The organism is Streptomyces sp. NBC_01717 (genome assembly GCF_036248255.1).
Classification (GTDB): Bacteria; Actinomycetota; Actinomycetes; order Streptomycetales; family Streptomycetaceae; genus Streptomyces.
On sequence record NZ_CP109178.1, the window covers coordinates 3,258,593 to 3,270,165 of the forward strand.

Consider the following 11,573-nt stretch of genomic DNA (forward strand, 5'->3'; position numbering starts at 1 on the left):
CACAGCCGGACAGCTATTGCCGCAATCCGGGACACTCTTCGCATCCTGTGGTGTGCCCGGGGAAAGGACGCGATGCCATGTCGGAGGCTGCATCCACTCGGGTCGCCCTCGCGAACAGCACAGCCCTGCTCCCGTCACTCGCCCCACTGCTGCATGAATGGCTGCCCCGGCAGCGGTGGTTCGCGGGCAAGGGGCGGCCGGTCACGGCCTTCTCCCTTGTCTCGGCGACCGAAATACTGCCGGTGGACGCCGATTCCACCGGCATCGGCCAGGGGACCGGCCCCGGGACGGGGCCGGGGCTGCTCCATCTGCTGATCCGGGTCCACCAGCCGACCCTGCCCGCCCAGTCGCCCGACGACTGCTACCAAATGCTGCTCGGGGTACGGTCCACGCTGCCGCCACGGCTCGCCCCGGCCCTCATCGGCCATGTGACGGGCGGTCCGCTGGCCGGCCGGACCGTCTACGAGGGGCTGCACGATCCGCGCCTCGCCGAACTCCTGCTGGAACGGCTCCGTACCCCCGGCACCCTCGGCACCCTGCGCTTCGACCGGGGCGCCGCCCCCATCCCGGCCGGGCTCACCCCCCGCGTGCTCGACACCGAACAGTCCAACTCCTCCCTCGTTTTCGGCAACGCCTACATCTTCAAGATCTTCCGCCGGGTCTTCCCGGGCACCAACCCGGATCTGGAACTCCCGCTCGCGCTCTCCCGGGAGGGCTGCGGGCGGGTGCCGGAACCCGTCGCCTGGTTCGAGGCGACAGCCCCGGAGCCCCTCACCCTCGGCGTTCTCCAGCCGTTCCTGCGCGGCGCGGAGGACGGCTGGCAGCTGGCGCTGCGCGCGCTGGGCTCGGGTCATGACTTCACCCGCGAGGCCCGCGCCCTCGGACGGGCCACGGCCGAGGTGCACACGGCGCTCGCCACCGCCCTGCCGACGCCCGTGCTGGGCAGCGCCCAGACCGAGCATCTCGCCGCCGGAATGCTGCAGCGGCTGGAGGCGGCCGCCCAGGCCGTTCCGGCTCTCGTGCCCTACGTCCCCGGGCTGCGCACCGCGTTCGACGCCGTTGCCGCGCTGGGTCACAAGGGCCGCAGCTGGGCCGCACAGCGCGTCCACGGCGACCTCCATCTCGGCCAGACGCTGCGCGCGGCCGACGGTTTCTGGTCACTGATCGACTTCGAGGGCGAACCGGCGCGCCCGCTCCTGGAACGCCGCCGTCCGCAGCCGCCGGTGCGCGACATCGCGGGCATGCTCCGCTCCTTCGACTACGCGGCCCGCTCGCACCGGCCCTGGAACGCGGAGTGGGCGGCCCGCTGCCGCGCGGCGTACTGCGACGGGTACGCGGAGGCCGCGGGCGTCGATCCGCGCAGCGAACCGGAGTTGTTGCGGGCCCACGAGACCGACAAGGCGGTGTACGAGGTGCTGTACGAGGCCCGGCACCGGCCCGACTGGCTGCCGGTCCCGATGGCCGCGATCCACCGCCTGGCCGCCGCCGTCGACTGATGCCCCGCGCGGTGCGCGCCTACTTCGGCCGGGCGGATTCCTCCCTGCCCGGGCCACCTGATTCCCGCCTCACCAACACCCCTCGAGGAGGCTGTCCCTGTGACCGCCCGCAAGCCGCCCCGCAAAGCGCCCGATCCCACCGCGACCCCATCAGCGCCCGCTGCCGAGCCGACCCCAGCGGCCAAGCCGGCCCCCGCAGCCCCAGCGGCCAAGCCGGCGCTCTCAGGCTCCACGGCCACTGCGGCGCCCTCGGCACCCGCGGGCTCGGCGACCTCCCCGGCCAAGCGGAAGAAGACAGCGGAGAAGCGGGCCGATGCCTCTCCCCCGCGGCCGCGGCGTGGCGGCGGTCGCGGCCTCCGGCCGGTGCGGGCCCTCGACGACGCCGACCGGGGACGGCTGCTCGCCGGTGAGCACCATGCCCCGCACGACCTCCTCGGCGCGCACATGGTCCGCGGCGGTGTGGCGATCCGGGTGCTCCGTCCGTACGCGCGATCGGTGACCGTGCTCGCCAAGGGGCTGCGGACCGAGCTGCACGACGACGGCGACGGCCTCTTCTCCGGTCTGCTGCCGATGCCGTCCGTCCCCGAGTACCAACTCCTGGTCGGCTACGCGGACAACGAGATCGAGGTCCATGATCCGTACCGCTTCCTGCCCGCGCTCGGCGATCTCGATCTGCATCTGATCGGCGAGGGACGGCACGAGGAGCTGTGGACCGCCCTCGGCGCACAGCCCATGGAGCATCAGGGGGTCGCAGGTACGCGGTTCACCGTCTGGGCGCCCAATGCCCGCGGTGTGCGGGTCATCGGGGACTTCAACTACTGGGACGGCACGGGCTTCCCGATGCGTTCGCTCGGTTCCACCGGGGTCTGGGAGCTGTTCCTCCCCGCGATCGGCGAGGGTGCGCTCTACAAGTTCGACATCTGCCGCCCCGACGGTACGCACACGGTGCGCGCCGACCCGATGGCCCGCCGCACCGAGGTCCCGCCCGCCAACGCCTCGGTCGTGACGGCCTCGCACCATGAGTGGCAGGACCAGGAGTGGATGGCGCACCGCGGGGACGTACCCGTGCACGAGGCGCCGTTGTCCGTGTACGAGGTGCATCTGCCGTCCTGGCGGCCGGGACTCACGTACCGCCGGCTCGCCGAGCAACTTCCGTCCTATGTAAGGGATCTGGGGTTCACACATGTGGAGCTGATGCCGGTCTCCGAGCACCCCTTCGGCGGCTCCTGGGGCTATCAGGTAACCGGCTTCTTCGCCCCGACGTCGCGCATGGGCACCCCTGACGACTTCCGGTATCTGATCGACGCGCTGCACCGGTCCGGCATCGGCGTCATCGTCGACTGGGTGCCCGCGCACTTCCCGCGCGACGACTGGGCGCTCGCCGAGTTCGACGGCCGCCCGCTGTACGAGCACTCGGACCCGGCACGCGCCGCGCACCCCGACTGGGGCACGCTCGAGTTCGACTTCGGTCGCACGGAGGTGCGCAACTTCCTGGTCGCCAACGCCACTTACTGGTGCGAGGAGTTCCACATCGACGGACTGCGGGTCGACGCCGTCGCCTCGATGCTCTACCTCGACTACTCGCGCGAGGACGGGGGATGGTCTCCGAACGAGCACGGCGGCCGGGAGAATCTGGATGCTGTCGCCTTCCTCCAGGAGATGAACGCCACCGTGTACCGGCGCAATCCTGGCGTCGTCACCATCGCAGAGGAGTCCACCGCCTGGGACGGCGTCACGCGCGCCACCCACCATGTCGGCCCCGGCGGCTTCGGCGGGCTCGGCTTCGGACTGAAGTGGAACATGGGCTGGATGCACGACTCCTTGGAGTACGTCTCGAAGGAGCCGGTGCACCGCAAGTACCACCACAACGAGATGACCTTCTCGATGGTGTACGCCTACAGCGAGAACTACGTGCTGCCGATCTCGCACGACGAGGTGGTGCACGGCAAGCGGGCGCTGGTGTCGAAGATGCCCGGCGACTGGTGGCAGCAGCGTGCCAACCACCGGGCGTACCTCGGTTACATGTGGGCGCACCCGGGCAAGCAGCTGCTGTTCATGGGGCAGGAGTTCGCCCAGGGCGCCGAGTGGTCGGAGGGCCACGGCCCGGACTGGTGGCTGCTCGACCCGTCGTACGCGGCGGAGGCGGACCACCGGGGCGTCCGGGACCTGGTGCGTGAGCTGAACGCGGTGTACACGGCGACACCGGCGCTGTGGCAACGGGACACCGTCCCCGAGGGCTTCGCCTGGGTCGACGGCGGAGCCGCCGAGGACAATGTCTTCGCCTTCCTGCGCTTCGACGCGGGCGGTGCGCCGCTGCTCGCGGTGTCGAACTTCTCGCCGGTGGTCCGTCACGAGTACCGGCTGGGCGTGCCGTCGTCCGTGTCCGCCTGGGCGGAGGTGCTCAACACGGACGCGGCACGGTTCGGCGGCGGAGACGTCCTCAACCCGGATCCACTGAAGCCGGAGTCCGTCGCCGCCCACGGTCACCGCACGAGCGTCCAGCTCACTCTGCCGCCGCTGGCGACGATGTGGCTGAAGCCGGTGTGATGACTCCGAGCCGCTGGGTGGCCCGGGTCAGCGCCACATAGAGATCGTTGGGGGTCATCAGCGCGGGCGCGACGACGAGAACCGTGTCGAACTCCAGGCCCTTGGCCTGGCGCGGGTCGAGCAGGACGACGGGCCGGTGCAGATCCAGCGGCCCGTCGTCGAGTCCGGTGAGTTCCGCGTGGAGCTCGCGCGGGGCGATGACGGCGAGCCTGCCCTCCGCCGGGGCCTCCGCCTCGGCGAGCCCGGCCACGTCGGCGAGCGGCAGGGTGCGCTCCCAGGGCCGTGCACCGGTGGAGCGGATGGAGCGCGGGGGTTCGAAGGCGGGGTCGGTGGCCCGGCGCCGCTCGGCCGCGTACTCCATGATCTCGGCGGGCGTACGGTAGTTGACCCCGAGCCGGGCCAGCTGCCAGCGGTCCTGGACGTGCGGTGCGAGGATCTCCTGCCAGGAGTCGCAGCCTGCCAGGTCGCCGGTCTGGGCCGGGTCGCCGACCAGGGTCATCGAGCGGGTCGGGCTGCGGCGCATCAGCAGCCGCCAGGCCATGGCCGACAGCTCCTGCGCCTCGTCGACGATGATGTGCCCGAACGCCCAGGTCCGGTCGGCGGCGGCGCGCTCGGCGGCGCTGCGGTGGTCGGCCTCCTCCTGACGCTCGGCGAACCGTTCGGCGTCGATGATGTCGTGCGCCGCGAGGACCTCGGAGGCGTCCTCGTCGATGTCCTCCTTGTCCTCGAACTCGTAGGTACGGGAGGCGTACGAGACGTCGAGGACGCCCTGCGCGTAGGCGATCTGACGGGCCCGCTCGGCCTCGGCGGCGGCCCGGGCGGCGGAGTCGTCCGCACCGAGGAGCTCGGCGGCCTCGTCGAGGAGGGGCACGTCGGCGGGTGTCCAGGCGGCCTTCTTCGCGCGCCGGAGCAGCTCGGCGTCGCCCTCGGCCAGATGCGTGGGCTCCTCCAGATAGCCGGCGAGGAACTCCTGCGGGGTGAGCGGGGGCCACAGGGAGGTGATGGCGGCGTGCACCTCCGCGCTGGCGGCGATGCCCTTGCCGAGCTGGGCGATGTCGTCGGGGCCGAGGAAGTTCGGGCCGCCGTAGGGGTCGGCGCCGATGCGGTCGGCGAGTTGCGTGGTGAGATCGTCGATGATCCGGAAGGCGAAGGTGGGCAGGGCGAGGTTGTGCGGCAGCCCGGTCTCCCGGGCCTTGTGCCTCGCTTCGACCGCCATGTCCCAGTCGAGGATCAGCTCCCCGTCGTCGTGCGCGATGACGATCGGCTCGCCCTTCTCGGGCACCTGCTGCTGGTCCCGTACGGCCTCGGCCAGTACGCCGGCCATGTCCGCCCGGCCCTTGACGGCGGCGGCCGCCGGGCTGTCGGTGCCGGTGGCGTGCACGCCGGGGAACAGTTCACCGACCGTCGACAGCAGTACGCCGGTCTCCCCGAGCGAGGGCAGCACGTCGCCGATGTAGCCGAGGAAGGCCGGGTTGGGCCCGACGATCAGCACGGCCCGCTTGGCGAGCTGCTCGCGGTGCGCGTACAGCAGATACGCCGCCCGGTGCAGCGCGACCGCGGTCTTCCCGGTGCCCGGCCCTCCCTCGACGACGAGCACCCCGCGCTGCGGGGCGCGGATGATGTGGTCCTGTTCGGCCTGGATGGTCGAGACGATGTCGCCCATCCGGCCCGTGCGGGCGCTGTTCAGCGCGGCGAGCAGCACCTCGTCGGCGTCGTGCGACTCGTATCCGGTGCGGGTGGTGTCGGCGAGATCCATGATCTCGTCGTGCAATCCCGTGACCGTGTGCCCCTGCGTGGTGATGTGCCTCCTGCGGCGCAGACCCATCGGTTCATATCCGGTCGCGAGATAGAACGGCCGCGCGACGGGGGCCCGCCAGTCGATCAGCAACGGGGTGCGCTCGGCGTCGTCCCGCCGGATTCCGATGCGCCCGATGTGGTACGTGACTCCGTCGCGCCTGTCGATCCGTCCGAAACAGAGTCCCGTGACGGCCGCATTCAGCGAGGCAAGTGAGGCGGAGTGCTCGGCGACGCCGATATCGCGCTCCACCCGCGCCTGCCGACCGGTGCTGAGCTGCGCGATCGTGGTGCGCATGGCGGCTTCGGCCGCTGCCCGGAGCTGGTCGAGCCGCTCGTGGGCGAGGGAGACGAATTGCTGCTCCTGCCGCATTTCCTCGGTTGACAATTCAGCTCCTGGCGCGATAGGGTACGTTTATTGAAGTTCTCCGTGCATTACAGTCCGTACACACACGGAACTATTCAATATAGGCGAAGAAATACCCCGGCCGTCAATTCGGACCGGGGTTTTTGTTTGCGTCCAGGAGCCGTCTGGCAAAGAGCCGGCACGCCTGTCGCATCGAGCGCGGCACGCAGCCGGACGGGATGCCCCGCCGCAAGGCGGCGTCGCTCCGGAGAGCCGCGCGCCCGGAGTCGGGCACCCGGATGCGGTCGATGGCCGGGACCGCGAGCACGGGGGAAGCGAGCAGCTCGGAACAAGCTCAGAAAAAGCTCTGAAATCAGGCTTGTTCGGATTGACCGTGCTTCACGCGGAGATACCCCTCGCATACGCACATTCATCCGGAGCACGTCCGGATCGGGGGCTGCCATGTGGACCACACTCACGCTCATCGACGCCGCGACCGCGCTGGTCGCTGCCACCGCCTGTCTGGCCCTCTCCGGTCGGCGGCTGCTGCCGTGGCGGCGCCGGGAACGCGCGCCCGACTTGAGTCCGTACGATGCGGCGTTTCTGGCGGGCGGACCGGAGCGGGTGGTGGAGACGGCGCTCCACGCCCTGTGGGGCAGTGACAACAACGTCGTGATCGGGTCGGGTGGACGGCTGCGGTTACCCGAGCCGTGGACGGGACCCGAGCATCCGGTGGAGCGTGCCGTGGTCGAGAAGTGGCGGACCTCCGGCTCCACGACCCCGACGCTGCTGCGGGTACGGGCGGTGCGGGCCGTGGCCGTACGCGAGATCGGCGACCGGCTCGTCTCGTACGGGCTGCTGATGGCCCCGCGACGCGCCCTGGCCCGTCTGTACGCCGCGCGTGGATTGGTCGTCGTGGCGTGCGGCACAGCGGTCCTGGCCGCCCTGGCCGTCCCGCAGGGGCTGCGGCGGACGGCACCGTTCATCGCGGTGACAGCCTGCTGTCTGGCCGTGCGGGTGCTGTGCCCGGCGCGGGGTCCGCTCACCCCGGCGGGCCGCCGTCGCCTCGCAGCGATACGCACCAGCGAGCCGTGGGCATCGGCCGCGCTCGGGGCCGTGGTGTTCGACGGCCGCAGCGCGCTGCCGGGTGAGCGCCGGCGCTCCCGGCGGTGGGACGGGGGCGGGGGCCGTCTGCCTTCGGTGGGCCGGATGCTGGTCAAGTACGGAAAGGCACTGGATCCGGACCACGACGACCGGAGCCCGGACAGCGGCGGCACCGGCAGCGACGACAGCTCCTACGGATCCGGCAGCTCCCACGACTCGTACGGCTCCCACGGCTCCTCGTACGACGGAGGAGGTCACCACCACAGCTGCGGCGGTGGCAGCAGCTGTGGCGGCGGAAACCACTGAGCGTCGTGGCTCACACCTTCTCGAGCACGTCCTCCAGCTCCTGAAGGAGCCTGCGCTTGGGCCGGGCGCCCACCATCGACTGCACCGGCTCGCCGGACCGGAACACCATCAGGGTCGGCATCGACAGCACCCCGTACCGGCTCGCGATCCCGGGGTTGTGGTCGACATCGAGCTGGACGATCTTGATGCGCCCGGCCTCCTCGGCGGCGATCGCGCTGAGCACGGGGGCGAGTTGGCGGCAGGGTCCGCACCAGTCGGCGGTGAACTCGACCAGTACGGGGAGCTCGGCCCCCAGCACCTCTCCGTCGAAGGTGGCGTCGGTGACCTCGGCCACGCCCTCTGCATGAATCATCTGTCATCCTCCCAGTTCACAACGTGGTTCCGGGCCGCCAGGAAGCTCGGCCGCGGCCTCCAGCTCGGCCCTCGCGAGCTCCGCGCCCACCTGGGCGCGGACCGACTGGAGCTGCTCGATGAGCGAGTCGAGCTCGCCGAGCTTGCGCCGGTAGACGGCGAGCGAGGCGGGGCAGGCGTCACCGGCCGGGTGGCCGGCGCGCAGGCACTCGACGAACGGCCGGGTCTCCTCAAGATCGAACCCGAAGTCCTGCAGGGTCCGGATCTGCTGCAGCAGACGCAGATCGTCCTCGTCGTACGTGCGGTACCCGTTCACGGCCCGCCGCGCAGGCAGCAGTCCGCGTGACTCGTAGTAGCGCAGAGTCCGCGTCGTCGTCCCGGCCCGCTCGGCCAGCTCCCCGATTCGCATGCTTCGACCGTAAAGGTTGACGCGGGCGTCAAGGCAAGCACTGGGCTCTCCTCTCCCAGCCATTCCTTCAACTGCCCTTTACATTCAAGAAGTTAAGAGTGCATCGCCATTGACGCCCCCCTGGCGTGCACCTACAAAAAGCGTGAGAGCGCTCTCAAGACAGGTACCTCGTTCCCGTTCCCCCGCCCCCACCGGAGAGGTGTTCCTTGAACGCGAGCCGCATCCACCTGCCCGCTCACTCCCCCACCTCCACTCCCCGCAGACGCACCACTGCACTCGCCGCGCTGACCGTGATGGCCCTGGTCCTGGCCGGGCTGGCCACCGTCCTCGGCTCCGGGTCCGCTCGCGGCGCCGTCCCTCCGGCTCCTGGCTGGGACCTGAAGTGGAGCGACGACTTCAACGGCGCCGACCGCTCCCTCCCCTCGGCCGCGAACTGGCAGATCGACACCGGCCACGCCTACCCCGGCGGCCCCGCGAACTGGGGCACGGGTGAGATCCAGAACTACACCGCCAGCCCCGACAACCTCAGCCTCGACGGCAACGGCAACCTCCGGATCACCCCGCTCCGGGACGGTGCGGGCAACTGGACCTCCGGCCGGGTCGAGACCACACGCTCCGACTTCAAGGCCCCGGCGGGCGGCACTCTGCGCATCGAGAGCCGGATCCAGATGCCGAACGTCACCGGTAACGCGGCGCTCGGCTACTGGCCCGCGTTCTGGGCGCTCGGCTCCCCGTACCGTGGCAACTACTGGAACTGGCCGGGCATCGGCGAGTTCGACATCATGGAGAACGTCAACGGGATCAACTCCGTATGGGGCGTGCTGCACTGCGGCGTCAACCCGGGCGGCCCGTGCAACGAGACGAGCGGCATCGCCAGCAACCGGGCCTGCCCCGGCGCCAGTTGCCAGTCGGCGTTCCACACGTACACGTTCGAGTGGGACCGCTCCGTCTCCCCCAATGTGCTGCGCTGGTACGTGGACGGCCAGCAGTTCCACTCCGTCTCCCAGAGCCAGCTGGACGCCGGCACCTGGGCTGCAATGACCGAGCACGCGGGGTACTTCATCCTGCTCAACCTCGCGATCGGCGGCGCGTTCCCCAATGCGCTGGGCGGCAGCACCCCCACCGCGGAGACCGTCCCGGGCCGCCCCATGCTCGTCGACTACGTCGGTGTCTGGACCAAGGGTGGCGGGGGCGGCACCGACCCGACCGACCCGCCGTCCGGCTCCTCCGACCTCACGCTCCGCTCCGGTGGCGGTCTCGGCGCGGCTGAGGCGGCCGGCTCGGCCGCCACGCTCGCCTCGGCGGGCGGCGCCAACTACGACGGCACCCCGCACAGCCCGCAGACCTTCACCGCCTCCGGCATCACCCGGACGTACAACGGCGGGTCCACCCAGTTCGACCTGTTCGTCGACGCCGGTACGACCGTCGCCAACGGGCAGCAGGTGAGGGTGAGTTACGACCGTACGGGCGACGGGACCTGGGACCGGACGGAGACGTACAACTACTTCCCCACCGACCCCGTCCCCGGCTACGAGCACTACACGCAGGGCAAGGGACTCATGACCTCGACCGGGAGCCAGGGCAATCTGGTGAACGGCAAGGTCAGGGTCGAGATCTGGAACGCCATCGGCAACGGCTCCAGCACGGTCGGAGTCGGTAACCAGTCGGTCGTCCACATCCCGTTCGGCTGAACGCACGGCTGACATACGGGTGCGGCCGGTACGGGAGTCCCGCACCGGCCGCACACCCACCTCGTTACGCCTTCGTCAGCAAGGGCTTCTCGTCGTCGCCGCCCCTGGACTCCGGGACGTACGGCTCCGTGGGACCCTCATCCGTGATCATCTTCTCGTCGAACGGGATGGAGCCGGAGAGGACCTGGTCGACCCGCTCCTTGTCGATCTCCTTGGTCCAGGTGCCGACCAGCACCGTGGCGACCGCGTTGCCCGCGAAGTTCGTCAGGGCGCGGGCCTCGCTCATGAAGCGGTCGATGCCGACGATCAGACCGACGCCGTCGACCAGGCCGGGGCGGTGGGACTGCAGGCCGCCCGCCAGCGTGGCGAGGCCCGCGCCGGTGACGCCCGCCGCACCCTTCGAGGCGACGATCATGAAGAGCAGGAGCGAGACCTGCTCCCCCGCGCTCAGCGGGTCGCCCATCGCATTGGCGATGAAGAGCGAGGACATCGTCAGATAGATGGCGGTGCCGTCGAGGTTGAACGAGTAGCCGGTCGGCACGGTGATGCCCGCGACGGACTTGCTGACGCCGAGGTGCTCCATCTTGGCGATGAGCCGCGGCAGCGCGGACTCCGACGACGAGGTGGAGAGGATCAGCAGGAACTCGCGGCCCAGGTACTTCAGCAGGAGCAGCAGGTTCACCCCGGCGACCAGCCGCAGGATCGTACCGAGCACCACGAAGACGAAGATCGCACAGGTGATGTAGAAGCCGACCATGATGATCGCGAGGGACTTCAGCGCGTCGACGCCGGTCTCGCCGACCACGGCCGCCATCGCGCCGAACGCACCGACCGGGGCCGCCCACATGATCATGGCGAGGACGCGGAAGACGAGTCGCTGGATGTGTCCGATGCCGCGCAGGACGGGTTCGCCGGCCGACCCTATGGCCTGGAGCGCGAAGCCCGCCAGCAGGGCGACGAGCAGCGTCTGGAGCACTTCGCCCTCGGTGAAGGCGGAGACCATCGTCGTCGGGATGATGCCCAGCAGGAAATCCACGGTGGACTCGCTCGCGCCCGCCGCCTGCTTCTCACCGGCGGCGCGTACCGCTTCGGTGAGATGGAGGCCCTGGCCGGGCTCCAGGATGTTGCCGACGAGCAGGCCGATGGCGAGGGCCACGGTCGACATCACCAGGAAGTAGCCGAGTGCGAGACCGCCGACCGCGCCGACCTTGGCAGCCTTGCGGACCGAGCCGACGCCCAGCACGATCGTGCAGAAGATGATCGGCGAGATCATCATCTTGATGAGGTTCACGAAGCCGGTACCGATCGGCTTCAGCTCGACGGCCACTCCGGGGGCCACGAAGCCCACCAGGATGCCGAGTGCCACAGCGCCGATCACGGCGAGATACAGATAATGCGTACGGTCCCGCCTGGCGGCTGGCACTCCCACGGGGTTCTCCTCGGCTCGTCCCTGTCCGTCCCCCCGTCCCTGGGGGTCCCGGCGAATATCCCGCCCCGTGTGACGGCCGTCACCCTTACGTGCATTTAGT

The 11,573-nt window shown here is 70.4% G+C and carries 8 protein-coding genes; 4 read left to right on the forward strand and 4 right to left on the reverse strand.

Translation table 11 applies throughout. The features are described 5' to 3' along the window. Positions 1–77 precede the first annotated feature (77 nt). Positions 78–1,496 carry a maltokinase N-terminal cap-like domain-containing protein gene (locus tag OHB49_RS14630; RefSeq protein WP_030971418.1) on the forward strand — a complete coding sequence of 473 codons (1,419 nt, stop codon included), beginning with the start codon at positions 78–80 and terminating at the stop codon, positions 1,494–1,496. Positions 1,497–1,595: 99 nt separating this feature from the next. Next, positions 1,596–4,043: a 1,4-alpha-glucan branching enzyme gene (gene glgB / locus OHB49_RS14635; RefSeq protein ID WP_329160733.1), complete on the forward strand. Its 2,448-nt coding sequence runs from the start codon at positions 1,596–1,598 to the stop codon at positions 4,041–4,043. On the opposite strand, the gene OHB49_RS14640 is transcribed toward glgB, so the two are convergent. Continuing rightward, the gene (locus OHB49_RS14640; RefSeq protein WP_329166476.1) at positions 4,000–6,210 is read right to left on the reverse strand and encodes a HelD family protein; all 2,211 of its coding nucleotides are present in this window, start codon (positions 6,208–6,210) and stop codon (positions 4,000–4,002) included. The two genes, glgB and OHB49_RS14640, sit on opposite strands and share 44 nt — an antisense overlap. A gap of 435 nt (positions 6,211–6,645) precedes the next feature. Here OHB49_RS14640 and OHB49_RS14645 point away from each other — a divergent pair, with 435 nt between their 5' ends. Then, on the forward strand, positions 6,646–7,593 hold the full coding sequence (locus OHB49_RS14645; RefSeq protein WP_329160735.1) for a TIGR04222 domain-containing membrane protein: 948 nt from the start codon (positions 6,646–6,648) through the stop codon (positions 7,591–7,593). A gap of 10 nt (positions 7,594–7,603) precedes the next feature. On the opposite strand, the gene trxA is transcribed toward OHB49_RS14645, so the two are convergent. Together trxA and OHB49_RS14655 are read right to left on the reverse strand one after the other, a co-directional pair. Beyond that, positions 7,604–7,945, reverse strand: coding sequence for a thioredoxin (gene trxA / locus OHB49_RS14650; RefSeq protein ID WP_030971426.1), 342 nt, complete (start codon positions 7,943–7,945; stop codon positions 7,604–7,606). A gap of 3 nt (positions 7,946–7,948) precedes the next feature. Next, positions 7,949–8,353 (reverse strand): MerR family transcriptional regulator, encoded by a 405-nt coding sequence (locus tag OHB49_RS14655; protein ID WP_030971428.1) that lies wholly within the window; start codon positions 8,351–8,353, stop codon positions 7,949–7,951. 293 nt (positions 8,354–8,646) lie between these two features. Here OHB49_RS14655 and OHB49_RS14660 point away from each other — a divergent pair, with 293 nt between their 5' ends. Beyond that, positions 8,647–10,044 (forward strand): family 16 glycosylhydrolase, encoded by a 1,398-nt coding sequence (locus tag OHB49_RS14660; RefSeq protein WP_329166477.1) that lies wholly within the window; start codon positions 8,647–8,649, stop codon positions 10,042–10,044. Positions 10,045–10,108: 64 nt separating this feature from the next. On the opposite strand, the gene OHB49_RS14665 is transcribed toward OHB49_RS14660, so the two are convergent. Further along, positions 10,109–11,473 (reverse strand): cation:dicarboxylate symporter family transporter, encoded by a 1,365-nt coding sequence (locus OHB49_RS14665; RefSeq protein ID WP_329160739.1) that lies wholly within the window; start codon positions 11,471–11,473, stop codon positions 10,109–10,111. Positions 11,474–11,573: the final 100 nt, after the last annotated feature.

Bases quoted from the DNA above. Each gene is read 5' to 3' on its own strand.
- OHB49_RS14645 (WP_329160735.1), top strand. From the start codon at position 6,646: ATGTGGACCACACTCACGCTCATCGACGCCGCGACCGCGCTGGTCGCT.
- OHB49_RS14640 (WP_329166476.1), bottom strand. From the start codon at position 6,210: ATGCGGCAGGAGCAGCAATTCGTCTCCCTCGCCCACGAGCGGCTCGAC.
- OHB49_RS14630 (WP_030971418.1), top strand. From the start codon at position 78: ATGTCGGAGGCTGCATCCACTCGGGTCGCCCTCGCGAACAGCACAGCC.
- trxA (WP_030971426.1), bottom strand. From the start codon at position 7,945: ATGATTCATGCAGAGGGCGTGGCCGAGGTCACCGACGCCACCTTCGAC.
- OHB49_RS14655 (WP_030971428.1), bottom strand. From the start codon at position 8,353: ATGCGAATCGGGGAGCTGGCCGAGCGGGCCGGGACGACGACGCGGACT.
- OHB49_RS14660 (WP_329166477.1), top strand. From the start codon at position 8,647: ATGGCCCTGGTCCTGGCCGGGCTGGCCACCGTCCTCGGCTCCGGGTCC.